Genomic DNA, 24,359 nt, shown 5'->3' with positions numbered 1-24,359 from the left:
TTTTAGACGGCCCTCAATCGCCGGTCACGGGCCAGTAGAGATCGGTCGGGATCAGTCCAGTCCGACCAGCGAGTTGGCGAAGGCACGCGCCTCGAACGGCCGCAGATCGGCGGCCTGTTCGCCGACGCCGATGGCGTGGACCGGCAGACCGAACTTCTCGGCCAGGGCGACCAGGACGCCGCCACGGGCGGTGCCATCCAGCTTGGTCAGAACCAGACCGGTGACGTTGACCATCTCGCCGAAGGTCTCGACCTGGGAATGGGCGTTCTGGCCGACGGTCGAATCCAGCACCAGCAGCACCGAATGCGGCGCGGTCTCATCGACTTTCTTGATCGAACGCACCACCTTGCCCAATTCGGCCATCAGGTCGGTTTTGTTCTGAAGGCGTCCGGCGGTGTCGATGAACAGCAGATCGTCGCCCTGCTGGCGCGACTGGGTCACCGCGTCGAAGGCCAGTGCGGCCGGATCGGCCCCGGTGTCGCGGGCGATCACCGGGCAGCCGGTCCGCTCGCCCCACACCTTCAATTGCTCGACGGCGGCGGCGCGGAAGGTGTCGCCAGCGGCCAGCGTCACGGTGCGGCCCGCCTGCTTGTGCTGCATCGCCAGCTTGCCGATCGTGGTGGTCTTGCCCGCGCCGTTGACGCCGACCACCAGCACCACATGCGGCTTGCGCGCCGGGTCGATCTCCAGCGGCTTGGCCACCGGTTCGAGGATGCGGGTGATCTCGTCGGCGAGGATGGTCTTGATCTCGTCGGCGGTGATGTCCTGGCCCAGACGGGTTTTCGACAGCAGGCCGGTGACCTTGGCGGCGGTGTTGACGCCCAGATCGGCGGTGATCAGCAGGTCTTCGAGGTCTTCCAGCGCCTCGTCGTCAAGCTTGCGCTTGGTGAACAGGTCGCCCAAGCCCTGGGTCAGGCGGGACGAGGATTTGGCCAGACCGGCCTTCATCCGGCCGAACCAGCCATCGGCTTCGGCCGGGACGGGCTGAGCGGGAACCGCCAACAACTCGTCGAGCAGTTCGGGACGAAGCACGTCCACCGCCGCTGTTGCCGATGCGGTCGGCGCGGTCTCGGCGGTCAGGTCCGGAGTCAGATCGTTTAGCAGCAGCAGAGCGACCGGCACGCGGGCTTCGCTCCGGCTGGGGCACAGACCGGCAACCCGGATGCGACGCCCGCCGTCGCGCAGGGACAGTTCCATCTCGAACGGCTGACCTTCGCCGCGCAACCGGCGCACCGCGAGATCGAGACGAGCGGAATCCTGCGGCGTCAACCGGGCCAGCACGGCGGCAAAGCCGGGCAGGGCGGCATCGGACAGGTCCAGCAGGGCGGTCAGGCCGCGTGAGCGGACCTCGCGCTCGCCGATCCAGGCCTGGATGCCATCGGGTTCGGCCAAAACGCCCTTTAGCAGGCGTTCGGTGCTGTCGCCGAGCCGGGTCAGTTCGGACAGGGCGCGGCCCAGCATCCGCCGGGTCGCAACCACCTGGAGCACCATCGCCAGCAGTGCCAGCACCACGCCCAAGCCCAGCGACAGCGGGTCAATCCGGCCCGGCTCGGCCAGCGAGGCGAGATCGGTCCACACCTGGGCCAGACGACCCGGCGCGGCGGCAGCCGTCGCGGCCTCCTGCGCCAGCGCGGCTCCCGGCAGCGCCAGCAGCAACAGGGCGGCCACAAATCCACGCCACCGGCCCCCCGCCGGGTGGCTGTCGGTAATCCTCTTGCTCATCACACTTCCTCGGCGTCGAGGACGCCGCCTTCCACTCCGATGATTCGTGTCCGCAGGACGGCTCCCGGTGCGGCGGTCGTCCCCCCCACGCGAACCGGCAGATAATACTCGCAATGACCTTTGCCGTCGCGTTCGATCACGATTGTGGCTTCGGCCCCGACCCGCGAGCGCAACAGTGCCTCCATCGCCGCCTCGCCCTTTTGACGCAAGGCGGCGGCGCGGGCCTTGACCACCGGCCCGGCCACCCGCTTCATCGTTGCCGCCGGGGTGCCGGGGCGGGGCGAGAACGGGAAGACGTGAAGATGGGTCAGCCCGATATCGTCGATCAGCGCCAGCGAGGCCGCCGCCATCGTCTCGTCTTCACCGGGGAAACCGGCGATCAGGTCGGCACCCAGCACGATGCCGGGGCGAACCGCGCGCAGCCGCGCCGCCAGGGCGACAATATCGGCGCGGCGATGACGCCGGGCCATCCGCTTCAACACAATGTCGTCGCCCGCCTGGACCGACAGATGGGCATGAGGCAGCAGCCGGGGCTCGCTCGCGAACGCCTCGATCAGATCGTCATCGACCTCGACCGGGTCGAGCGAGGACAGCCGCAGCCGGGGCAGATCGGGCACCGCCGCCAGCAAGTGCCGCACCAGCGTACCCAGCGGCGGACGTCCGGGCAGATCGGCACCATAGGCGGTGACATCGACCCCGGTCAGCACCAGTTCAGGGGTTCCGGCGGCGACCAGTTCGCGCGCCTGGGCGATCACCCGCTCGACCGGAACCGAGCGGTTGGGGCCGCGTCCGAACGGAATGATGCAGAAGGTGCAGCGATGGTCGCAGCCCTGTTGGACCTCGACAAAGGCCCGCGCCCGTCCCTCGAACCCCGACACCAGATGCGAGGCGACCTCGCGCAGTTTCATGATGTCGCCGACGACGATCCGCTCGGACGGCGGCTCGGCGAAGATTTCCGGCTTCAGCTTCTCGGCATTGCCCAGAATCTGGTCGATCTCGGCCATCTCGCCATAAAGCTCGGGATGAGCCTGGGCGGCGCAACCGGTCACCACGATCCGCGCTTGCGGGTTCTCGCGCCGGGCCTTGCGGATCGCCTGCCGGGCTTGGCGCTCGGCCTCGGCGGTGACGGCGCAGGTGTTGATGATGATCGTCTCGACCCCGCTGTCGATGGCGCGGGCGTGCTCTCGCATCACTTCGGATTCATAGGCGTTCAGCCGACAGCCGAAGGTGAGAATGGTGGGGGGCTTGGCGCTCATGAAAGCAGGGAGACGTCCAGAAGGCCGGTGAAGCTGCTGGCTACCGGGCCGGTCATCAGAACATGGTCGTCGGGTAGCCACTCGATTTCGAGCGAGCCGCCATCCAGGATCAGCTCGGCCCGACGCGGGGTCAGGCCGCGCCGCGCTGCCGCGACCAGGGTGGCGCAAGCGCCGGTGCCGCAGGCGGGGGTGATTCCGGCACCGCGTTCCCACACCCGCATCCGAATCCGGCCGCGACCGGGTTCGGTGGCGGGCAGGATCGTCGCCACCTCGATATTGGACCGCTCGGGGAAGATCGGGTGATGTTCCAGCCCCGGACCGAGCGCTTCCAGATCGACCGAATCGGCATCCTCGACAAAGAACACGGCGTGGGGGTTGCCCATGCTGACCGCGACCGGATCGGCCAGCGGACCGGCGCTGATGCCGAGGTGAAGAGTGTCTTCCGCCTGGGCAAGCGGGATTTCGCGCCAGTCGAGCCGGGCCGGTCCCATATCGACCGCGACCAGGGACGGGCCACGCGATTCGGCGTCGAGCAAACCGGCGCGGGTCTCGATCACCACGCTGTTCTGGCCGCTTTCGGCCATCGCCAGCCAGGCGACGCAGCGGGTGGCGTTGCCGCAGGCGGCGACCTCGGACCCGTCGGCGTTGAAGATCAACATCCGGACGTCGGCGGAGCGGTCGGTGGGCGGCGCGACGACGATCAATTGGTCGCAGCCGATTCCGGCGCGGCGGTCGGCGATGGCCCGAATCCGCGACGGATCGAGGGCAAGGGCGCGAGAATCGGCCCGGCCGTCAAGAACGACGAAATCGTTCCCGAGGCCGTGCATCTTGCGGAAGGGCAGGGCGGCGATGTCTGACATGATGCCCGGTTATATGTGGCCGAAGTGGTTAAAGTCCATCCCCTCGGCGCACCGCGGTCAGGCGTCCCTCGATCCGGGGTGCAACGTGGGGATTGGCGGCGAGATAATCGCCGACGACGTTGGTCAGCAGTGGCCCGCCGCTCGAATCGACGATCACCCGGGCCTGCTTCAATCCGGCATAGCCGTCGCCGCCATGGCCGAGATAGTCCGAGGTGGCAAGGCGGTACGTCTTGTCGTCTTGAAGCGGTGCGCCGCCGATTGTGACCGTGACAATCCGCTGCCCGGCCGGGCTGGTCGGGTCATAGCGGAGCGCCAGCCCCGACACCTGGGGGAACCGCCCGGCCTTGCTGTCGAGTCCGGTCAGACCGTACTCCAGAGCCGCGCGAAGCTGTGCGCCGCTGACCGCCAGCAGCATCACCGCATTGCCGAACGGCATCTCGGTCAGAACGTCACGTTTGCTGAAACGAATCCCGGCCGGATAGAGCCGGTTGCCGCGCAGCCCGCCGCCATTGATCAGGGCGGCATCGGCACCGAAATGAGCCCGCAGCGCGTCGGCGAACAGATTGCCGATCGCCGCCTCGCCGCCACGGACGATTCCGGTTCGGCTGTCGAGCGGTTGCTCCAGCACCGCCAGAGGCTGGTCGAGTGCCTCGCTCAACAACGCGTCGGTCGCGGCGATCACCGGAGACAGCGCCGGATCGGGCGGAACGTCGCGCACCGACTCAAAGCGCCAGCCCAGCGGGGTAACCGTGGTCTTTCCGCTCTGGCCGGAATCGGGGCGATCGACCATCATCTCGACCTCACCCAGCCATTGGGCGTCCTGACCGGCCTTCAGCACCAGCGCGCCGCTTTCCTTGATCGCGATCGGATCGTGATCGTGTCCGCCGAGGATCAGGTCGATCTCGGGTACCGCCAGGGCCAAGGCGCGATCCTGCTCGATATCGAGGTGGGTTAACGCCACCACGATCTCGGCGCCCTTGGCGCGCAAGTGACGGGCGGTGGCCCGCGCCGTTTCGGTCTCGTTGGTAAAGACAACGCCATCGGTCAGCGACAAGTCGCCGGTACGGGCAGTCAGGATGCCAAGAAAGCCGATCTTGACTCCCCCCTTCTCGACGATCGTGCTGGCCACCATGCCGCCAAAGGGCGCCCCGTCGGCCCCCAGCACGTTCGAGCCGATCCAGGGAAAGCGGGATTCGCCGATCCGCTCGGCAAAGACGGCGGGGCCGAAATCGAATTCGTGGTTACCCGGCACCGCCGCGACGGGGGCGAGGATATTGAACAGGGCGATCAGATGCGCGCCCTTGGTCATATTCGAGGCGAGCGAGGGCGAGATCAGATCGCCGCCGAAGGTGAATAGCGGGTTGGGAGTCTCGGTGCTGCGCCGCTTAAGCAGGGTCGATAATTCGGCCAACCCGCCGATGCCGTTGGAGGGATGGTATTCATAGATGTCGTTGACGTGGAGAAAGGTCAGCCGCACCTGCTCGGCGGCGGCACTCCAACTCCACAGCAGACAGGCCAGCCCCAGCCCCAGCCCCACCTTCGCACGCATCGTCACGGCGCTCCATCTCGTTTGCCCAAGTTCGAACGCCAGTGTGACGCGAAGAGGCTGCCAACGGAAGAGGCCGGGTACTTCCCCCGAGACTTCGCTTTCACCACCCGCTATCCTGACCGCCGCAAGCCAAAGGGGGCGGAGATGAACAGCGACGAATGGGCCGAAGGCGGCCCCGGCCTTTACGATGCGCTGGCGGCGGCGCGCCGGATCACCAAGGTCAACGGCCTGACCCGTCTGCTCCGCGGCCTCGATCCGATGACTGCCGCGAAGAAGGGCGTTGCCCCCGGCGAACTCGACGCGATCATGAATATGCGCCTGTCCGAACTCGACCCGGCCCGCCTCGATCATCTGGCCGAGACGCTGTTGAAAGAACCGAAACGCCCTTAAGAACAACTTGTTTCACAAGCTGCGTTAAGGGGGTTGCGCCGCCCCGTCCCCTCGTGTAGCTTCCCCCCCTCGCTGCGGCCCGAGGGGCTTGCCCCCGCCGCAGCATAAGGAGGGGTGGCCGAGCGGTTGAAGGCGCACGCCTGGAAAGTGTGTATACGGTGTTGAGCCGTATCGAGGGTTCGAATCCCTCTCCCTCCGCCACCCACACATCAACCCATAATTTGTTGTTTTTCAACGGATTCAGAGAAGCCGTAAATCGGCTTCACACACACGTTACACACACGCTTTGACCGGCTAGGCGGCGACCTTGGTTCGCTCCCGGTAGCTCTCCAGGGCCTCGACCAGTTCCGCCCAGGGCTCCAACGCCTCAGCCAGGGAACGGACCTTCTGGCTGTGGCCATCGGGGTGTTCGACACCCATGCTCCCATCCTCTTCCCGCCAGACCGAGAAGACATCGCCCCCGGTGGAGGTGATCAGGAACTGATCGAACGGCTTTCCGTCCGCGTTTTCAGCACTCACGGGGCACCTTCTGACGCCATCCCAGACGGTGGGAATGAGAGCCGAAGCGCAGCGGTCAATCATCGAAACATCATCAGCAGTGAACAACGGGTGTCTCCCTCTGTTTGGTTGGGGGGGGGGGGAGTCCTCATACATGGCATATAATAGTGGCGTCAAATTCGCATGATGTATCGGATTTACGATACATGGAATTTTTAATTTCCAATCATAAACAAACGAGAATTATGATTCTTCTATCGAAGGTAGACGGGAGAAGTTCATCAATGATCCTCTACTGGCAGGGTCTATCGTGATCTCGCAGGTCATCGACACAAAACCCTCCAATTATGGGGGGCAGGTCAGATGAAGAGATCGCATTTGTTACAGAGTCCTTGTTAATTATGTCTATCTCTCGGAGGAAATTTGGTAATATATCCCAGTTGATAAACCCTTGTTTATCAATTAGGGCTGTCTTTTGCTGTCCATCCATGATGTATGTAATCGCGAAAATGGCGTTGTCATTGTAGACAACCCCATTGAAGCTGTTCTTAATTGGAGATGCAAAATGGAGCTTCTTCCTCAAGGCAAAGCCGATGGCTGAGGGTAGGCCTCCACGTATGCATTTTATATCTTTTTTGTGAGTGCAAACATATATTTCGACTTCTTCCCTCGATTCGATTGGAGGGCGCAGATTGTATTTTTCCTTGTTCACCCGCCACTCGGAGATCACATCCGCCTCAACCGTAGTCGCCTCAAATGGCTTGAGGATCATTGGTGGGTCAAACTGCCGAAGATCAAAAACGATTCCATTCATGACTGCGTGCATACTGAAGATTGGAACCGCACGATCTTTCATGTTGACTAGCGTGACGCTACCAATTCCTGATGCAGTCAGGCGGTTAAACCTCCATGAATAACTCGCAGCAACCTTATACCCAATTTTAAGCCAAGCAAAATAAATGGTAAATGGAAGACTAACCAGCCCGATGTACTTTAGTAACTCGACGAAAGCAAGCGCCATAGGCCGTGGCCTTTTTGACATTGATACGTAATATTGTCACGCAGTCCGAAATAATGCAATCCACAAGGGAGCTAACCTGCCCGAGAAAACACCCAGGCGGGCTGCATCTCCTCGACCTTCACGGCCAGGAGCTTCTTCTGCTCCTCGGCGGCGACCCGCTGCTCGTATTCCTCGGCCCAGGCACGGGCCGCGACGGCGGGGTTGCTGAAGTCGGGTAGCGCCGGAGCCGGGGCCTGGTTCTTCAGCGCCTCCTCCATCCGGTTGAACTCCTGGATGTAGGCCACCTTGATGCGTCGCAGCATCAGAACCTCCGCCGGACATGATCTGGCGAAGGCGTCCAGGTGAAGGTCAGCGACCCCGCGTCCCCCCCCCCAGACAGAGGCCTTGGCGCGTGAGCGGGATCTCCCCATCGGACCGCAGCACCTCGCGACGAACCCGCCTGTCGTCTTCCCATTCCGCGATTCGCACCAGCCGCTTCGCTTCGATGGCGTCAAGCTGGGTTTGGGCTTCGTCGTCCTTCGCGACCAAGTTCCCTTGACGGTACAGGGTGAAGACCGCGCCGTTCATGCCGCATGGCTGTTGATCGAGCCGACCGCCGGAGAGCGATTCCGCCGCAAGCTGGTGACTGCGAACCCAGTGAGGGTGCGGATTTGTAGGGTGCGCATCGAGGGAGGCCGCCTCGTGGCGGCAGTCATATCGCCTAAGTGACGATGCGTCTCAACGACTGCATAGTAGTTCAAGGTACCCAAGCGGTGATGATCGGCCTGACCTACCGGTTCAAGGACTTTTCGGAATTTCGGTGACAATGGGCTCAATATCCCCATTCAAGGCGACATAACGCTTTGAATTTGAACAAGAGATGGTCGGTCGCCAGCCCATTGAAGAGACCAACGCGATTCTGCCATCATCCGCATCCTGGCCAGATAGTCTGGATAGACGGTGGGGCTGCGGCTCCGTCCTGTCAAGGTTAGCGTGGAGATGGTTGTGGCGCAATACAACCGGACTTGTCCGGGGTGATGGCACGCCGAAACCGATGTGGCGTCCAAAACAAAAAACGCCACTTCACCAGGGACGATCAATACAGCCCTTCGGGGCGCTGATCAATTCGGTCTTGAATCTGACCGGGCTCCTGGGAATGGTGGGCGGTGACGGGTTCGAACCGCCGACCCTCTCGGTGTAAACGAGATGCTCTTCCAGCTGAGCTAACCGCCCGAGAGCCGGTCCCTGGGGACCGGCGAAACGGTAAGAGGGGCTTACTGGATCGCGTCCTTCAGTCCCTTGCCCGCCTTGAACTTCGGCAGCTTCGAGGCCGGGATTGCAATCTTTTCGCCGGTGCGGGGGTTACGCCCCTCCGACGCGGCGCGGTCGGTGACCGCAAAAGTTCCGAAGCCAACCAGCCGGACTTCGTCGCCTTCCTTCAGAGCATTGGAGATCGCCTGAAAAACGGCATCGACGGCGGTGGCCGCTTCGGTCTTGGACAGGCCGGTCGAGTCGGCCACGGCCGCCACCAGATCGTTCTTGTTCGACAAGGTTGCCCCCATGAATTTACAGAAAAAACGGCCATGCCGGCCGCCTTACGGTCAGGATGACGCAGTGTAAGTCACGCTCTTTGAGAGCGTCAACCGGCAATGCAGCAATGATGAGCCCAAGACGACACGATCTGTCTCCCGTCCGTCAGGATTGACGGGAGACAGATCGTTCGTTCAATGGGTCAGCACGCCTCCCACAGCGGCGCTATCAGTATCGGCGGCAACCTTGGCGGGAGTCTCGCCGTCGGTCTCGTCCCACTCGATCGCCGCAGGCATCCGCACCAAGGCGTGCTTCAACACCTCGTCGGCGGTGGCGACGGGCAGAATCGTCATCCCTTTTTTGACGTTGTCGGGAATCTCGGCGAGATCCTTTTCATTGTCCTTGGGGATCAGCACCGTCTTGATGCCGCCGCGCAGCGCCGCCAACAGCTTTTCCTTAAGTCCGCCGATCGGCAGAACCCGCCCGCGCAGGGTGATTTCGCCGGTCATCGCGACGTCACGGCGAACCGCGATACCGGTCAGGACCGAGACGATCGCGGTGCACATCGCGACACCGGCCGAGGGGCCGTCCTTGGGGGTGGCGCCTTCGGGAACGTGGACGTGGATATCGCGCTTCTCGAACGCGGTCGGCTTGATCCCCAGGCTGACCGAGCGCGACCGGACATAGGAACGGGCGGCCTGCACGGATTCCTGCATCACGTCGCCCAGCTTGCCGGTATGGGCGAAGGTGCCCTTGCCCGGCATGCTGACCGCTTCAATCGTCAGCAATTCGCCGCCGACCTCGGTCCAGGCCAGTCCGGTGACGACGCCGACCAGATCGGTGTCCTCGACCTCGCCGAAATGATAGCGGCGGATGCCAGCATATTTTTCGAGGTTGCGGGGCGTGATGGCAACCTTGTCCTTGCCCTTCGAGACGATCTCCTTGACCGCCTTGCGGGCCAGATTGGCCAGTTCGCGCTCCATGTTGCGGACGCCCGCTTCCCGCGTGTAATAACGGACGATGTGGCGCAGCGATTCATCGCTGATCGACCATTCGCCGGGACGCAGCCCCGCCGCCTTGATCACCTTGCCGAGCAGGTGGCGCTTGGCGATCTCGACCTTCTCGTCCTCGGTATAGCCCGAGAGACGGATGATCTCCATCCGGTCAAGCAGCGGCTGCGGCATCCGCATCGTGTTGGCGGTGGTAACGAACATCACATCGGACAGGTCGTAATCGACCTCGAGGTAATGGTCGTTGAAGCTGGAATTCTGTTCGGGGTCGAGTACTTCGAGCAGGGCAGAGGCGGGGTCGCCGCGCCAATCCGCGCCCAGCTTGTCGATTTCATCGAGCAGGAACAGCGGGTTGGACGACTTTGCCTTCTTCATCCCCTGGATGATCTTGCCCGGCATCGAGCCGATATAGGTGCGGCGATGGCCGCGAACCTCGGCTTCGTCCCGTACCCCGCCCAAGCTCATCCGGACGAAATTGCGACCGGTGGCGTGGGCGATCGACTTGCCGAGCGAGGTCTTGCCGACGCCCGGCGGGCCGACCAGGCACAGGATCGGGCCGCGAACCTTGTCGGTGCGAATCTGCACGGCAAGATATTCGAGGATGCGTTCCTTGACCTTTTCGAGGCCGTAATGGTCGGCGTTGAGCACCTTTTCCGCCAGCGCGACGTCCTTCTTGACCTTGCTGCGCTTCTTCCACGGAATCGTCAGCATCCAGTCGAGATAATTGCGCACGACGGTGGCCTCGGCCGACATCGGGCTCATCGACTTCAGTTTCTTGAGTTCGGCCAGCGCCTTCTCGCGCGCCTCGGGGGTCAGCTTGGTCTTGGCGATCCGCTCTTCGATCTCGGCGACTTCGTCCTTGCCGTCCTCGGTCTCGCCCAGTTCCTTCTGGATCGCCTTCAGCTGCTCGTTGAGATAGTACTCGCGCTGAGTCTTCTCCATCTGCCGCTTGACGCGGTTGCGGATTTTCTTTTCCACCTGAAGGACGCCGATTTCGCCCTCCATGTAGGAATAGACCCGCTCCAGCCGTTCGGAGACGACCTCGATCTCAAGCAATTCCTGCTTGTCGGCGATCTTGAGCGCGAGGTGCGAGGCGACGGTGTCGGCCAGCTTGGCCGCGTCCTCGATCTGGTTGATCGAGACCAGCACCTCGGGCGGAATCTTCTTGTTGAGTTTGATGTATTGCTCGAACTGGGCGACCACCGAGCGCGACAGCGCTTCCAGTTCCTGCTGGTTGCCGGTCCGCTCGCCGATCGATTCGGCGCGGGCCTGGAAGAACGATTCGTTCTCGGTAAAGCCGGTGATGCGGGCGCGACGGCCGCCCTCGACCAGAACCTTGACGGTTCCGTCGGGCAGCTTCAGCAATTGCAGCACCGTCGAGACGGTCCCGACGGCATAGATGTCGTCGGTGGTGGGATCGTCCTGGGCGGCGTTCTTTTGCGCCACCAGCAGGATCTGCTTGTCCTCGCGCATCACGTCTTCCAGGGCGCGGACCGATTTATCGCGGCCGACGAACAGGGGGACGATCATGTGCGGGAAGACGACGATGTCCCGGAGCGGAAGGACCGGGAAGATGTCGTCATGGGGGGCTTCGACCATTCTGCCTCGTAAGGTCTGCGGCTCCAGACATCGCGGAGCCGACGGGGGCGATGTGACTACCTATGACGAAAGATTGTAATGAGATCGGCTCTCGTCAAGGGGCGGTGGACACCGGCTGCTGCTCGGACCGCCGCGACGGGAAGGAGCGACCCCGCTCCTTCCGCCACCGGATCGGTCTTAAGCGGAGGTGCCGACATCCTCGCGCCGTTCGGAATAGATGTAGAGAGGCTGGGCGCGGCCTTCGACCACTTCCTTGTTGACCACCACTTCATCGACGGCTTCGAGGCCGGGCAGGTCGAACATGGTGTCGAGCAGGATGCTTTCCATGATCGAGCGCAGGCCGCGCGCGCCGGTCTTGCGCTGGATCGCCTTTTCCGAGATCGAGCGGAGCGCGTCCTCGTTGAAGGAGAGACGAACGTCCTCCATCTCGAACAGGCGCTGGTACTGCTTGACCAGGGCGTTCTTCGGCTTGGACAGGATTTCGATCAGGGCACTGACGTCGAGATCTTCCAGCGTCGCCAGGACCGGCAGACGACCGACGAATTCGGGGATCAGACCGAATTTCAGCAGATCCTCGGGCTCGACCTCGCGCAGGATTTCACCGGTACGGCGCTCGTCCGGGCCACGGACCTCGGCACCGAAGCCGATCGAGGTGCCCTTGCCCCGGCTGCCGATGATCTTTTCCAGACCAGCGAAGGCACCGCCGCAGATGAACAGGATGTTGGTGGTATCGACCTGAAGGAATTCCTGCTGCGGATGCTTGCGCCCGCCCTGGGGCGGCACCGAGGCGACGGTGCCTTCCATGATCTTCAGCAGGGCCTGCTGGACACCTTCGCCCGAAACGTCGCGGGTGATCGACGGGTTGTCGGACTTGCGGCTGATCTTATCGACCTCGTCGATATAGACGATGCCGCGCTGGGCGCGCTCGACATTGTATTCCGCCGCCTGCAACAGCTTGAGGATGATGTTTTCGACATCCTCACCGACATAGCCCGCTTCGGTCAGGGTGGTGGCATCGGCCATCGTGAACGGCACGTCGAGGATGCGGGCCAAGGTCTGCGCCAGCAACGTCTTGCCGCAACCGGTCGGGCCGATCAGCAGGATGTTGGACTTGGCGAGTTCGACCTCGTTGCTCTTGGCGCCGTGCTGCAATCGCTTGTAGTGATTGTGAACGGCGACGGACAACACCTTTTTGGCGTGGTCCTGGCCGATGACATAGTCATCGAGGACGGCACGAATATCCTTCGGCGTCGGCACACCGTCGCTGGAGCGGACCAAATGGGTCTTGTGCTCTTCGCGGATGATGTCCATGCACAGCTCGACGCATTCGTCGCAGATGAACACGGTGGGCCCGGCGATCAGCTTTCTCACTTCGTGCTGGCTCTTGCCACAGAAGGAGCAATACAGAGTGCTTTTTGAATCGCCGCTGGTGGACTTGGTCATCGAAGCTCCATTGGGTCAACCCCCCGCATCCGCGTCAAACGTATGTTAGCCGCAGCCGACCCGACCAGACAATGACAATATCTATCATTTACCCCGATAGATGGGGCTGGCGGGCCGGCACGGCCGCGAGAGGGGAGGGGTGGGATCAGGTGGAGGCGCCGTCTCCCTCGGGTACGGAGCGCTTGTTAACGACATTGTCGATCAAGCCGAATTCGCGGGCTTCATCGGCGGTCATGAACTTGTCGCGCTCCATAATCCGCTCGATCACCTCCAAAGGCTGGCCGGTGTGGTCAACATAGATATTGTTGAGGCGGGCGCGGAGCGCAAGTATCTCACGGGCCTGAATTTCAATGTCGGTCGCCTGACCCTGGGCCCCGCCCGAGGGCTGGTGGACCATGATCCGCGAATTGGGCAGCGAATAGCGCTTGCCCTTGGCACCGGCCGTCAGCAGCAGCGAGCCCATCGAGGCCGCCTGACCGATACACACGGTCGATACCGCCGGGCGGATATATTGCATCGTGTCGTAGATCGCGAGGCCCGAGGTGACGACCCCGCCCGGCGAATTGATGTAGAACGCGATGTCCTTGGTCGGGTTTTCCGATTCGAGGAACAGGAACTGCGCGCAGATCAAGCAAGCGACTTCGTCATGAACCTGACCGGTCAGGAAGACGATCCGTTCCTTCAGCAGGCGCGAGTAGATGTCGTAAGAACGCTCGCCGCGATTGGTCTGTTCGACCACCATGGGCACCAGCGTATTCATGTAGAGGTCGATAGGGTCTCTCTCGCGCATGGTCCATCCTTCTGCGGTTCGCGAACCGGTCGGAGAAGGTCCGACCGGAACTGTCTTGGGCGGGAGGCGGCCGGACCGTTTCCGATCCGACCGCCCGCCTTATTATTCTGCCGACTTCTTGCGCGGCGCACGCTTTTTCGGCTTGGGGCTGTCATCGCCCTCGGCCTCGTCGGCCTCGTCGGCTCCCTCGGTCGCGGTTCCCTCGGCTTCGGCATGCTCGCGGCGGAGATCCTCGGCCGCGACTTCACGGTCGGTGACCGACGCCTTCTCGAGGATGAAATCGACGACCTTTTCCTCGTAGACCGGAGCGCGCAGCGATTCGATCGCGTCCTTGTTCTTCTGGTAGTACTGAAGAACCAGATGCTCCTGGCCCGGATAGGCGCGGGCTTCGTTGAGGATGGCGCGGTTGATGTCGTCTTGGGTCACGGTGACTTCATTGACCCGGCCGACTTCGGCCAGCAGCAGGCCCAGGCGCACGCGGCGCTCGGACAGGGTGCGGTACTCGGTCTTCAACTCGTCGTCGGACTTGCCTTCGTCGGCCGGATCGACCTGACCGGCCTTGCGGCCTTCCTCAAGCTGCTTCCAGATCGCCTCGAACTCGGACTCGACCATCGAGACCGGGACCGGGAAATCGTGGCTGGCGGCCAGGGCGTCGAGCAGGGCGCGCTTGACCTTCAGACGCGAGGCGTTGGTGAGATCGCGGCCGACTTCGGCGCGGATCGCGTCCTTCAGGGCGTCGAGGCTTTCCATCCCGACGGCCTTGGCCAACTCGTCGTTGATCTCGGCCGGCTTGCTCGCCTGGACTTCGTGGAGGGTGATGTCGAAGGTGGCGGGCTGACCCGACAGCGATTCGTTGCCATAGCCTTCGGGGAAGGTGACCTCGATCACCTTGGCGTCGCCCGCCGACAGGCCGATCAACTGGTCTTCGAAGCCGGGGATGAAGGTGTTCGAGCCGAGCTTCAGCGAATAACGCTCGGCGGCACCGCCGGGGAAGGGCTCGCCGTTCAGCTTGCCGAGGAAGTCGATCACCACCACGTCGCCAGAGGCGGCGGCGCGTTCGACCGTTTCGGTGCTGCCGTTGCGTTCGGCGATTCCGGTCAACACGGTATCGATCTCGGCATCGGCGATGATCGCCTTGTCACGCACCAGACTGATGGTGGCGAAATCAACCAGGGTGATTTCCGGCATCACCTCGATGGCGAGGTCGAATTCAAGGTCGGTGCCCTCGGCGAACGAGGTGATTTCGACCTTGGGCTGGGCGGCCGGACGCAGGCCGCTGCTCTCGACCGCCTTGCCGATGGCGTCATTGACGGCGGCTTCCAGAATCTCGCCCAGCACCGCCGAAGAATATTTCTTGCGGACAATCGCCAGCGGCACCTTGCCCGGGCGGAAGCCGGGGAGGCTGATGGTGCCGGCCAACTGGGTCAGCTTGTCCTGCATCCGCTGGTCGAGGTGGGAGGCGGGAACGACGACCTTGAAATCACGTCTTAGGCCGTCGGAATTGATCTCGGTTACCTGCATCAGTCTTTCGCCAATCGAGTCGAGTGGGTTGCATCCGGTGGCCCCGGCGCGGATCACGGGTCGCGACTGCCCGTCCGGCGAGCGCCCGTTGCGGAGCTATCAGGGGCACGCTGGTGCGGGCGAAGGGACTTGAACCCCCATGGCTTGCGCCGCTGGAACCTAAATCCAGTGTGTCTACCAGTTCCACCACGCCCGCATTCGTTAATAATCCACCGCGCACGCACGATTCAGCCGCACGCGCGTGGGGCCGCCCCGTCGGGAAACAGTGTCTATACCATGTTCGTTCACATGGAAACAGGGAAAAGCCCGAGCCCCCCTCCCGCCCATGCGGCCGGGACGTGGGGCTGAATCGAGCTTGACTTTCGGCTGGGCCAGGCTCTACTCTATGTAGCGTTGAAGCCGTGTTGATCATCTACATGTAGGATGACAGCGCGGCTTTCGACTGCGCCCGACCGTTGTGGGTCCGTGATCGCCGGGGTTGTTCGTCCCCCCTTCCGCCCTGTTCTGCCTAAGGAATCCGCTGATGTCCGGGTCAACATTTCCCGTTGTGTCGCCACGTTCGGTCATCAAGCGCAACGGGCTTGAAGTGCCGTTCGATCTCGACAAAATCCGCTCGGCGATCGAGCGGGCTGGTAAGGCGACCGGCGATTTCGACCCCACCGAGGCCTATCTGCTGACGATCCAGGCCGCCAAGGTGATCGAACATCGCTTTGTCGATCAGGCGCCCCAGATCGAGCAGCTTCAAGACGTGGTCGAGCAGGTGCTGATCTCGGCCAACCACTTCGCCACCGCGCGCGCCTATATCGTCTATCGTGAGCAGCGGGCGCGGCTGCGTAAGGATAGAAAGACCGTCGTCGATGTCGAATCCTCGATCAACGAGTATCTCGACCGCGCCGACTGGCGGGTCAACGCCAACGCCAACCAGGGCTATTCCCTGGGTGGTCTGATCCTCAATGTTTCGGGGAAAGTGGTGGCCAATTACTGGCTGTCGCACGTCTATCCGCCCGAGATCGGCACCGCCCACCGCGATGGCGATATCCATATCCACGATCTCGACATGCTGGCGGGCTATTGCGCCGGATGGTCGCTCAGGACCCTGCTGACCGAGGGGCTGAACGGCGTTCCCGGCAAGGTCGAGGCCGGTCCGCCCAAGCATATGTCGAGCGCGGTCGGCCAGATCGTCAACTTCCTTGGCACCCTTCAGAACGAGTGGGCCGGTGCCCAGGCGTTCAGTTCGTTCGACACCTATATGGCCGCGTTCATCCGCGCCGATTCGCTGTCTTACGAAGACGTCCGTCAGTGCATCCAGGAACTGGTCTACAACCTCAACGTCCCGTCGCGCTGGGGCACCCAGACTCCGTTCACCAACCTGACTTTCGACTGGACCTGCCCCGAGGATTTGAAGGAGCAGGCTCCGGTGATCGGCGGCGTCGAGATGCCGTTCACCTACGGCGATCTTCAGGTCGAGATGGACATGATCAACCGCGCCTATATGGAGGTGATGACCAAGGGCGACGCGCTGGGCCGGGTGTTCACCTTCCCGATCCCGACCTACAACATCACCCCCGACTTCCCGTGGGAGTCAGAAAATGCCGGTCGTCTGTTCGAGATGACCGCGAAATACGGGCTGCCGTACTTCCAGAACTTCCTGAATTCCGAACTGAAGCCGCACATGATCCGCTCGATGTGCTGCCGTCTCCAGCTTGACCTGACCGAGTTGCTGAAGCGCGGCAACGGCTTGTTCGGCAGCGCCGAACAGACCGGATCGGTCGGCGTGGTAACGATCAATTGCGCCCGGTTGGGCTTTACCCATCGCGGCGACGAGGAGGGGCTGTTCGCCCGGCTCGACCGGCTGCTGGAGATCGCCCGCAACAGCCTCGAGATCAAGCGCAAGGTGATCCAGCGTCACATGGACGATGGCCTGTTCCCCTATACCAGGCGCTATCTCGGCACGCTGCGGAACCATTTCTCGACGATCGGCGTCAACGGCATCAACGAGTTGATCCGCAACTTTTCCGCCGACCACGAGGATATCTCGACCCCCTGGGGCCATGCCTTCGCGGTGCGCTTCCTCGACCATGTCCGCGCCCGGATCGTCGCGATCCAGGAAGAGACCGGACACCTTTATAATCTGGAGGCGACTCCGGCCGAAGGCACCACCTATCGCTTCGCCCGCGAAGACCGCAAGCGCTATCCCGACATTCTCCAGGCCGGAACGCCGGACCAGCCCTATTACACCAATTCGAGCCAGCTTCCGGTCGGCTTCACCGACGATCCGTTCGAGGCGCTGGAGCGTCAGGACGAGTTGCAGCGCAAATATACCGGCGGCACCGTGTTGCACCTTTATATGGGCGAGCGGATTTCCTCGGCCGACGCCTGCAAGAAGCTGGTGAGGCGTGCGTTGGAGAATTTCCGGCTGCCCTACGTCACCGTCACCCCCACCTTCTCGATCTGCCCCAAGCACGGCTATATCGCCGGCGAACACAAATTCTGCCCGAAATGCGACGAGGAATTGATCGCTCGTAAGCGCTCGTGCACCTCTGCCTCCTGACCCGAAAGGATCGCTTGATGAATCACATTCCGACCACCACCGTCCGCGACGCCGCCCTCGATCTGCGCGACGACGAGCGCCAGCCCTGCGAAATCTGGACCCGGGTGATGGGCTATCACCGCCCGCTCGCCTCGTTCAACAAAGGCAAGAAGGGCGAGTTCGCCGACCGCCTCTATTTCTCGGAAGCACAGTGCGCCCTTGACTGATCTCCGCCTCGGCGGGCTGGCCCGGCTGTCCACTTGCGACTGGCCGGGCGAGCTGGTGGCGACCCTGTTCTGCCAGGGGTGCCCCTGGCGTTGTCCCTATTGCCACAATACCCATCTGCTCTGCGCGACCGCCCCGGCGGCGCTGACCTGGGACGAGGCGGCGGCGTTTCTCGACACGCGGCGCGGCCTGCTCGACGGCGTGGTGTTTTCGGGCGGCGAGCCGACCCTTCAACCGGCTCTGCCCGAGGCAATCGCCGCCGTGCGGGAGTTGGGCTTTAAGATCGGCCTGCATACCGCCGGACCGTTTCCCGACCGGCTGGAACGGGTGTTGCCCCTGGTCGATTGGGTTGGGTTCGACGTCAAGGCCCCGTTCGCCGATTATGACCGTCTGACTGGGATGACCGGCAGCGGCGAGAAGGCGAAAGACAGTCTGATCCGGCTGCTGGCGGCGGGAACGCCCCGCGATATCCGCATCACCGTCGATCCCGCCTGGGCCGACGACGGGGCGCTCATGCGTTTGGGCGCCGATCTGGCCGCTTTGGGAGCCGAACCACCCCGGATTCAGCCCTACCGGCCGGGACGATGACACAGCCGGACCTGGAGCCAGACGGCTTCAGGTCCGGTTGCATCCAGACTCGGGGCTTAGGCCCGGATGCGGCCGAGGAAGGATTCAACCTTGCCGGTCAGCGAGTTGATATCCTCGGCTAGGTGTTCGGCGGCGTTCAGGACCTGAACCGCCTCGCTTCCGTTGCGCCGGGCCCCGTCATTGACGCCTGCGATCGAACTGGAAACCGTGGCGGTGCCGTTGGCGGCCTGCTGCACGCTGCGGGTGATCTCCTGGGTCGCGGCCGATTGTTCCTCGACCGCCGAAGCGATCTGCGACGAAATCGAGTTGATGGTATCGATCGTCTTCGCGACGTTGTTGATCGCTTCGACCGCTTCGCGGGTGGTGTTCTGGACCGCGTTGATCTGGCTGCTGATCTCTTCGGTCGCCCGCGCCGTCTGGTTGGCGAGTTGTTTGACCTCGCCAGCGACGACGGCGAAGCCCTTGCCCGCGTCGCCGGCGCGAGCCGCTTCGATCGTCGCGTTCAAGGCCAGCAAGTTGGTTTGCGAGGCGATATCGTTGATCAGGGTGACGACCTCGCCGATCCGGTTCGCCGCCTCGGTCAGATGGGCGATGGTGTTGCGGTTGTGATCGACCTGATCGACCGCTTCCTGGGAGACGCGCGCGGAATCCGCGACCTGACGGCTGATTTCGCGGATTGAGGCAGCCAGTTCTTCGCTGGCGGCGGCGACCGTCTGGACATTGCTCGACGCTTCGCCCGCCGCCACCGCGACGAGATTGGCGCTCGACGAAACCTGATCCGCCGTCGAAGACATCGACTGCGCCGTTCCCCGCATCGCCCGGGCACCGTCTCCGACCGACCGGACCACACCGGCGACCTCGGTCTCAAACCGCGTGGCGGTGTCGAGCAGCAGACGCCGCTGCTCTGCCGTCGAATGCTGCTCCATTTCGGCATTGCGGCGCTGCATCTCGGCCATCGCGACGGCATTGTCCTTGAAGACCTGGACCGCATGGGCCATTGCCCCGATTTCGTCGCCGCGATCACCTCCGGCGATCTCGATGTTGAGATCGCCCTTGGCCAAACGGGTCATGGATCCTGTCATCGCTTTGATCGGCTTGACGATGCCGTTGCCGATCAGCACCGCGATCGCCGCCGCCAACAACAGAACCAGGGTTCCGACGGCAAGAAGCTTGGTTCGGGTTGCCCGGGCTTCGGCCAGAACCGCGGATTCGGGGACCGCAATCAGGAAGTTCCATACCTCGGGGGCCTGGCCGAAACGGATCGGCACCAGCACCGCCATCATCTCCTCACCCGCCGGGCCGGTCAGCGTGAAGTCGGCGGCCTTGCCGTTGCGCGCGGCGACCAGAGCGGCCTTCACCGCCTCGGTATCGACCGGTTTGCCCAACAGTGAGGGGTCGGGATTGGCCACCCATTGGCCGTCGTGCGAGATCAGCGCGGCATAGCCGCTGCCCATCGGCTTGAGCGCGGCCACGTCGGCCTGAACCTGCTTCAACGCCAGATCGACCGTTGCAACCCCGACCGCCTTGGTCCCGACGAGGATCGGCGACGCGACCGTTATCATCAGAGTCTTCTGCCCGCTGATTTCATAAAAAAAGGGCGGGGTGACGGTGTCGCGCTTCTCGCGCAGCGGCGTATTGTACCAGAATTCCTCGGCCGGATCGCTGGTCAGCGGGGCGATTTCGACGGTTGGCGCACCATCCTTGCGATAGGCGTAAACCAGATAGCGGCCGCTCGCATCGCCCCAGATCCCACCGGCATTTTCGGCGTCACGACCGTCGAAATTCGCCTCGAATCCGACGTAAATGCCGGTAAAGCCCGGATTGTGTTCGATCTGGCGCAACAGATCGCCGCCGATGGTGGCACGATCATAGCTCTTTGGATTTGTCCGGGCCATCCATGAGGCATTGGTGCGGGCCGCGGTCTGGCCCCTCTCCACCATTTGACGGATCAGATTGGATTCGGCCAAGGCGGATTGCTGTATCAGCGTCGTTGCTCCGGTCTTGGCGTCGCCAAAAGACTGGATCGACGAAAACCCGACGATCAGGGAGAAACCGACGGCGATCACCAGAATGATTGGAACGAGAATCCTGATCCGGATCGAAATACCGTGTTGGGTGTCTTGATTATTCACGGTCAGCCTCGCTCTAGATTTTTGTAAATGGAACCGCATCCTGAGTTTGGTTCGGTGCGCGATCCCATTTCCGGATTTTTGCAAACCACACGGATAGTTATTTAGATATGGCCTGCGAACATTTCTTTAGTCATGAAGGTTAAGCCAAAAGAGATAAAAAGTCGATTCCGGAACGGTCCGAATACGGGGGGAGGAGCAACCCTGGCGCAATGATGCCGCGGCGCCATCGTTACGTTCGGTCGAACAAAATGGTTCCATCCGCGCGGTTCTCCCCCCCGCTTTAGAACCACCCGTTTGGCGGGAAGAATGGAGAATTAGGGGTTCTCCCGTGATGGTATTGTTTTGGGGCCTAGTGTTTGCGCCCGATTATACCGCGCTGAGGGGTGTGGTAGTATTGGCGATAAGGGGTTCATGGAGGGTTAGATGAAGACCAGACTATTCGTAACCCTGTGTTTGGCGTTTGGTATTGCTCTGGCTTGTCTGCCGGTGACGCTGTTCGCCGCCGACCCGCCGGTATCGCTGCTGATGCAGGTGGCCGGGACGGTCGAGCACAGCCGAGACGGAGCGACCTGGAAACCGGTGACCCGCAATAAATACCTGTTCGCGGGCGATATCATCCGCACCGGGGCGGACGGGTCGGCCAAGCTGGTCGATCAGGCGACCAATACCGCCCAGACCATTGCCGCCAACAGCCAGATCGAAGTGGCCGGATCGGCGTTGAAGGCGGTGGCGGGCCGATTGTCGGCCCCCGAGGCGGCTTCGGGCGATCTTGTCGCCGGACTTGGCAACCGCTTCGCCGAGGCCCAGCGCTATACCACTGTTCGCCGCAGCGTCCAGAAAGATCCCCAGGCGATCAAATTGCGGGTGGTGCAGCAGGTGACCCTGAGCGCCACCTATCCCGAGCTGGCGTGGCAGAGCTTTGGCCGCCAGTTCAGCTATGTCGCCACCATCGACGGCGTCGCCCATCCCGTCGCCGGGACCGGGGACGAGATGGTCCGCTTCCGCGTTCCCGATCTCGCCCCCGGCCACCATGTCTTCTCGGTGGCGGTGTTGGAGGGGGCGCAAAAGGTCGCCGAATCCGACAAGGATGGCGGGATCGTCTGGCTGTCCTCGGCCGAGGACAAGGTGCTGGCCGACCAGATCGCCCACATCCGCGCCATCAATCCCAAGGACGATTTCTCCGTCGCCAACCAATTGGATGAGAAGGGCGTGATCGTCGCGGCGATGGACCTCTACCGCAAATATTTCGATGAGAACAAGGACGACAACGAGATGCGGCCGTTGTTGATCCGGGCCTATAACGAACTGAAGCTGGTCGATCTGAAGCAGCGCGAGGCTCAGGTTTACAACGACCGTCTCCCGGCCAACTGACCCCGCTAAGGCGTCCGCCGTCGATCCGTCGGCGGGCGCTTTTTCTTCACTGGGGTGAAGAGACCTCTCGGGTTACCATAATCCGGAGTGTCGGTTTCGGGGGCGGAGAACCACGATGGGCGGACTTGCGCGGCGGTACGATATTATCCTGACGGCGCTGTTTTTCCTGCTCGCCATCCCCGCCCAATATCATGAATGGTTTGCCCTGCTCGAAGACCAGACTCTGTCTTTCCGTCACCAGCTAAGGCTGGCCTATGGCGAGGGGCGGGGGCAGGTTCTGTCGCACGATATCGTTCTGGTCAACACCGACGAAGCCTTCTTCAAATCCTATAAAAGCTTTCCGCTCCGCCGCAGCGACATCGCCGCGATCGTCACCAATCTGAAAGCGCTGGGCGCGCGGGTGATCGCGGTCGATATGTTGATGGACTTTCCCAGCTCCTATGGCGAGGATCCAATCCTGGCCAAGGCGCTGGACGAGGCGGGCAACACCTTGTTGGTCGCCCAGGCCGAGTTCCGCGACGGCCGCTTCGTCGGGATCAACCGTCCGACCGCGCTGCTCGACCAGGCTTCGGTCAGCGCCTATACCAACATCCAATCGACCTCTCGGCTGGTCACCACCCTGTCGCGGCTGACCATTCATCCCGAACTGACCGCAGAGCGCGGCGGCTGGCCGTTTGCGGTGGCGGCGGCGGCGATGTATCTGGGGGTCGAGCCCCGGCTGGAGAATGGGGCGCTGACGCTGGGGACGTTGCGGGTACCGCTCGACCATCGCAACAATCTACTGATCGACTTTCCGCCGCTGCCGACCGGAATCCGCTTTCTCAGCCAGTCGGCGGGGATCAGCGCGCTGGAATTCCTTGATATTTCTGGCCTTGACGAGTCCGAGCGGGCCGAGCTCGAAGCCTGGGTCAAGGACCGGATCGTCCTGGTCGGCGACACCTCAGAAGTCTCGCACGACTGGTTCGATACCCCGGTCGGGATGGTCTATGGGGTCGAGATCATCGCCGATACCCTCAGCACCATCCTCAATGGCGGTCAATTGCGGGCGGTGTCGCCCGAAACCGCCGCGATCGTTCCGGTGTCGCTGTTGCTGGCGATGATCTCGCTGTCGCTGCTGTTGACCCGGCCGCTCGGGCGCGGGCTGTGCGTGCTGGGGCTGGGGCTGGGCTATATCGCCCTTGCCACCGTGCTGTATGTCCGCCACGGGCTGGTGCTACCGGTCTCCTATGTCGTGCTGGCGATCATTTTCAGCTATTTGCTGATCGAGTTCCGCCAGTACATGGTCGAGCGGGCGCAAAAGCAGCGGATCGCCCGCACCTTCGGGCAATATATCCCGCCTGAATTGGTCGCCGAGATGAATCGGAGCGGCCTTAACGTCGAAATCGGCGGCGAAAGCCGCGAAATGACGGTGCTGTTCTCCGACGTGCGCGGCTTCACCACCATTTCGGAAGGGCTGTCGCCGCAGGATCTGACGATGCTGATGAACGCCTTCCTCAGCCCGATGACCCGGGTGATCCACGAGCATCGCGGCACGATCGACAAATATATGGGCGACGCGATCATGGCGTTCTGGGGCGCGCCACTGCACGATTCCGACCATGCCCGCCACGCTGTCGAGGCGGCGCTGGCGATGGTGCGGAAAATGGAGGAATTGCGCGACGATTTCGTCGCTCGCGGCTGGAAGCCGATCAAGGTCGGGATCGGTCTCAACACCGGGACGATGAATGTCGGCAACATGGGATCGGATTTCCGCATGGCCTATACCGTGCTGGGTGACGCGGTCAATCTGGGGTCGCGGGTCGAGAGCCTGACCAAGCAATATGGCGTCGATCTGATGGTGACCGAATACACCCAGAATGCGGTGCCCGGTCTGGTCAGCCGCGAGATCGATCTGGTCCGGGTCAAGGGCAAGGACACGCCGGTTCGTCTGTTCGAGCCGCTCGGCTTCGAGGACGATATCGACGATGAAACCCACGAGCGTTTGGCTCGTCATCACGAGGCGCTGGCGCTGTACCGCGCCGGAAGGTGGGAGGCGGCGGAGGCGGCCTTCGAGAGTCTGGCGGCACTGGAGCCGGGGCGGCTGATCTATCGCATCCACCTCGACCGCATCGCCCATTTCATCGACAGTCCGCCCGGCGAGGGCTGGGACGGGGTTTATACCCACAAGGAAAAGTAAGACCAAATCCCAGAGAGTTGACCTCACTGGGATTTGGTTAGGCCCAAGGGGCCGCGCGGCTCGTGGCGCGGAAGGCAAGGGTTTCGGAGAAACCCGCCCGCCGTTTGAGGGCCTCGGTGATCGGTTGGGATCGCCGAGACATGGTATAAGACCGGAAAGGGAAGGTCCG

The 24,359-nt window shown here is 62.7% G+C and carries 19 protein-coding genes and 3 tRNA genes; 7 read left to right on the top strand and 15 right to left on the bottom strand.

Translation table 11 applies throughout. The features are described 5' to 3' along the window. Positions 1-51 precede the first annotated feature (51 nt). Genes ftsY through BLW40_RS10390 form a run of 4 tightly spaced genes read right to left on the bottom strand, consistent with a single transcriptional unit; the run spans position 52 to position 5,387 of the window. Positions 52-1,722 carry a signal recognition particle-docking protein FtsY gene (gene ftsY / locus BLW40_RS18160; RefSeq protein WP_425283708.1) on the bottom strand — a complete coding sequence of 557 codons (1,671 nt, stop codon included), beginning with the start codon at positions 1,720-1,722 and terminating at the stop codon, positions 52-54. After that, positions 1,722-2,978, bottom strand: a complete 1,257-nt coding sequence (mtaB, locus tag BLW40_RS10400) for a tRNA (N(6)-L-threonylcarbamoyladenosine(37)-C(2))-methylthiotransferase MtaB (RefSeq protein WP_074768254.1) — start codon at positions 2,976-2,978, stop codon at positions 1,722-1,724. The genes ftsY and mtaB overlap by 1 nt, the downstream gene beginning before the upstream one ends. Next, positions 2,975-3,838, bottom strand: coding sequence for a diaminopimelate epimerase (dapF, locus tag BLW40_RS10395; RefSeq protein ID WP_074768252.1), 864 nt, complete (start codon positions 3,836-3,838; stop codon positions 2,975-2,977). Before dapF ends, mtaB begins: the two co-directional genes overlap by 4 nt. Before the next feature lie 28 nt (positions 3,839-3,866). Further along, positions 3,867-5,387 carry a bifunctional metallophosphatase/5'-nucleotidase gene (locus BLW40_RS10390; RefSeq protein ID WP_074768250.1) on the bottom strand — a complete coding sequence of 507 codons (1,521 nt, stop codon included), beginning with the start codon at positions 5,385-5,387 and terminating at the stop codon, positions 3,867-3,869. A 144-nt stretch (positions 5,388-5,531) separates the two neighbouring features. On the opposite strand from BLW40_RS10390, the gene BLW40_RS10385 reads away from it, so the two are divergent. Together BLW40_RS10385 and BLW40_RS10380 are read left to right on the top strand one after the other, a co-directional pair. Further along, entirely contained in the window at positions 5,532-5,777 is a 246-nt protein-coding gene (locus tag BLW40_RS10385; RefSeq protein WP_074768248.1) for a hypothetical protein, read from the top strand. Between the two features lie 108 nt (positions 5,778-5,885). Continuing rightward, positions 5,886-5,978, top strand: a tRNA-Ser gene (locus tag BLW40_RS10380). A gap of 93 nt (positions 5,979-6,071) precedes the next feature. Here BLW40_RS10380 and BLW40_RS10375 read toward each other — a convergent pair. The 10 genes from BLW40_RS10375 to BLW40_RS10325 all read right to left on the bottom strand — a co-directional run bounded on the left by BLW40_RS10375 (position 6,072) and on the right by BLW40_RS10325 (position 15,364). Continuing rightward, a complete protein-coding gene (locus tag BLW40_RS10375; RefSeq protein WP_139305560.1) occupies positions 6,072-6,296 on the bottom strand; it encodes a hypothetical protein in 225 nt (74 codons plus the stop codon). 271 nt (positions 6,297-6,567) lie between these two features. Then, entirely contained in the window at positions 6,568-7,296 is a 729-nt protein-coding gene (locus tag BLW40_RS10370; RefSeq protein ID WP_139305559.1) for a hypothetical protein, read from the bottom strand. 71 nt (positions 7,297-7,367) lie between these two features. Continuing rightward, positions 7,368-7,598 carry a Rha family transcriptional regulator gene (locus BLW40_RS10365; protein WP_074768242.1) on the bottom strand — a complete coding sequence of 77 codons (231 nt, stop codon included), beginning with the start codon at positions 7,596-7,598 and terminating at the stop codon, positions 7,368-7,370. 834 nt (positions 7,599-8,432) lie between these two features. Continuing rightward, positions 8,433-8,508, bottom strand: a tRNA-Val gene (locus BLW40_RS10355). A gap of 41 nt (positions 8,509-8,549) precedes the next feature. Next, positions 8,550-8,837, bottom strand: coding sequence for an HU family DNA-binding protein (locus BLW40_RS10350; RefSeq protein WP_074768238.1), 288 nt, complete (start codon positions 8,835-8,837; stop codon positions 8,550-8,552). Positions 8,838-8,999: 162 nt separating this feature from the next. Then, entirely contained in the window at positions 9,000-11,414 is a 2,415-nt protein-coding gene (lon, locus tag BLW40_RS10345; RefSeq protein ID WP_074768236.1) for an endopeptidase La, read from the bottom strand. Between the two features lie 177 nt (positions 11,415-11,591). Beyond that, complete coding sequence (clpX, locus tag BLW40_RS10340; protein WP_074768234.1) at positions 11,592-12,857, bottom strand: ATP-dependent Clp protease ATP-binding subunit ClpX; 1,266 nt, start codon at positions 12,855-12,857, stop codon at positions 11,592-11,594. Positions 12,858-13,002: 145 nt separating this feature from the next. Further along, positions 13,003-13,647, bottom strand: coding sequence for an ATP-dependent Clp endopeptidase proteolytic subunit ClpP (gene clpP / locus BLW40_RS10335; RefSeq protein ID WP_074768232.1), 645 nt, complete (start codon positions 13,645-13,647; stop codon positions 13,003-13,005). Positions 13,648-13,749: 102 nt separating this feature from the next. Then, positions 13,750-15,168, bottom strand: a complete 1,419-nt coding sequence (gene tig / locus BLW40_RS10330) for a trigger factor (protein WP_074768229.1) — start codon at positions 15,166-15,168, stop codon at positions 13,750-13,752. Between the two features lie 111 nt (positions 15,169-15,279). Next, positions 15,280-15,364 (bottom strand) — tRNA-Leu (locus BLW40_RS10325). Positions 15,365-15,691: 327 nt separating this feature from the next. Here BLW40_RS10325 and BLW40_RS10320 point away from each other — a divergent pair. From BLW40_RS10320 to BLW40_RS10310, 3 genes are read left to right on the top strand one after another with little or no spacing between them, the layout of a single operon-like run. Continuing rightward, positions 15,692-17,719 (top strand): ribonucleoside triphosphate reductase, encoded by a 2,028-nt coding sequence (locus BLW40_RS10320; RefSeq protein ID WP_074768227.1) that lies wholly within the window; start codon positions 15,692-15,694, stop codon positions 17,717-17,719. A 17-nt stretch (positions 17,720-17,736) separates the two neighbouring features. Further along, positions 17,737-17,925: an anaerobic ribonucleoside-triphosphate reductase gene (nrdD, locus tag BLW40_RS10315; protein ID WP_074768225.1), complete on the top strand. Its 189-nt coding sequence runs from the start codon at positions 17,737-17,739 to the stop codon at positions 17,923-17,925. After that, positions 17,918-18,511, top strand: a complete 594-nt coding sequence (locus tag BLW40_RS10310) for an anaerobic ribonucleoside-triphosphate reductase activating protein (RefSeq protein WP_074768223.1) — start codon at positions 17,918-17,920, stop codon at positions 18,509-18,511. Before nrdD ends, BLW40_RS10310 begins: the two co-directional genes overlap by 8 nt. 56 nt (positions 18,512-18,567) lie before the next feature. Here BLW40_RS10310 and BLW40_RS10305 read toward each other — a convergent pair whose 3' ends face one another. Further along, positions 18,568-20,643: a methyl-accepting chemotaxis protein gene (locus BLW40_RS10305; RefSeq protein WP_074768221.1), complete on the bottom strand. Its 2,076-nt coding sequence runs from the start codon at positions 20,641-20,643 to the stop codon at positions 18,568-18,570. Between the two features lie 423 nt (positions 20,644-21,066). Between BLW40_RS10305 and BLW40_RS10300 the strand changes: the two genes are divergently transcribed. Further along, on the top strand, positions 21,067-22,014 hold the full coding sequence (locus tag BLW40_RS10300) for a DUF7354 domain-containing protein (protein WP_074768219.1): 948 nt from the start codon (positions 21,067-21,069) through the stop codon (positions 22,012-22,014). Between the two features lie 115 nt (positions 22,015-22,129). Then, positions 22,130-24,190 carry an adenylate/guanylate cyclase domain-containing protein gene (locus BLW40_RS10295; RefSeq protein WP_074768217.1) on the top strand — a complete coding sequence of 687 codons (2,061 nt, stop codon included), beginning with the start codon at positions 22,130-22,132 and terminating at the stop codon, positions 24,188-24,190. Positions 24,191-24,359 lie beyond the last annotated feature (169 nt).

Source organism: Magnetospirillum fulvum (assembly GCF_900108475.1).
In the GTDB taxonomy this organism is placed as follows: domain Bacteria; phylum Pseudomonadota; class Alphaproteobacteria; order Rhodospirillales; family Magnetospirillaceae; genus Phaeospirillum; species Phaeospirillum fulvum_A.
Note: the sequence above shows the minus strand (reverse complement) of the source record. Positions and strands in the feature narration are given on the sequence as shown.

What these genes read in the sequence shown, in the direction of transcription:
- BLW40_RS10385 (WP_074768248.1), top strand. Translation starts at nt 5,532, where the DNA reads ATGAACAGCGACGAATGGGCCGAAGGCGGCCCCGGCCTTTACGATGCG.
- dapF (WP_074768252.1), bottom strand. Translation starts at nt 3,838, where the DNA reads ATGTCAGACATCGCCGCCCTGCCCTTCCGCAAGATGCACGGCCTCGGG.
- BLW40_RS10300 (WP_074768219.1), top strand. Translation starts at nt 21,067, where the DNA reads ATGAAGACCAGACTATTCGTAACCCTGTGTTTGGCGTTTGGTATTGCT.
- BLW40_RS10390 (WP_074768250.1), bottom strand. Translation starts at nt 5,387, where the DNA reads ATGCGTGCGAAGGTGGGGCTGGGGCTGGGGCTGGCCTGTCTGCTGTGG.
- BLW40_RS10295 (WP_074768217.1), top strand. Translation starts at nt 22,130, where the DNA reads ATGGGCGGACTTGCGCGGCGGTACGATATTATCCTGACGGCGCTGTTT.
- clpP (WP_074768232.1), bottom strand. Translation starts at nt 13,647, where the DNA reads ATGCGCGAGAGAGACCCTATCGACCTCTACATGAATACGCTGGTGCCC.
- tig (WP_074768229.1), bottom strand. Translation starts at nt 15,168, where the DNA reads ATGCAGGTAACCGAGATCAATTCCGACGGCCTAAGACGTGATTTCAAG.
- BLW40_RS10370 (WP_139305559.1), bottom strand. Translation starts at nt 7,296, where the DNA reads ATGGCGCTTGCTTTCGTCGAGTTACTAAAGTACATCGGGCTGGTTAGT.
- clpX (WP_074768234.1), bottom strand. Translation starts at nt 12,857, where the DNA reads ATGACCAAGTCCACCAGCGGCGATTCAAAAAGCACTCTGTATTGCTCC.
- nrdD (WP_074768225.1), top strand. Translation starts at nt 17,737, where the DNA reads ATGAATCACATTCCGACCACCACCGTCCGCGACGCCGCCCTCGATCTG.
- ftsY (WP_425283708.1), bottom strand. Translation starts at nt 1,722, where the DNA reads ATGAGCAAGAGGATTACCGACAGCCACCCGGCGGGGGGCCGGTGGCGT.
- BLW40_RS10350 (WP_074768238.1), bottom strand. Translation starts at nt 8,837, where the DNA reads ATGGGGGCAACCTTGTCGAACAAGAACGATCTGGTGGCGGCCGTGGCC.
- mtaB (WP_074768254.1), bottom strand. Translation starts at nt 2,978, where the DNA reads ATGAGCGCCAAGCCCCCCACCATTCTCACCTTCGGCTGTCGGCTGAAC.
- BLW40_RS10320 (WP_074768227.1), top strand. Translation starts at nt 15,692, where the DNA reads ATGTCCGGGTCAACATTTCCCGTTGTGTCGCCACGTTCGGTCATCAAG.
- lon (WP_074768236.1), bottom strand. Translation starts at nt 11,414, where the DNA reads ATGGTCGAAGCCCCCCATGACGACATCTTCCCGGTCCTTCCGCTCCGG.
- BLW40_RS10365 (WP_074768242.1), bottom strand. Translation starts at nt 7,598, where the DNA reads ATGCTGCGACGCATCAAGGTGGCCTACATCCAGGAGTTCAACCGGATG.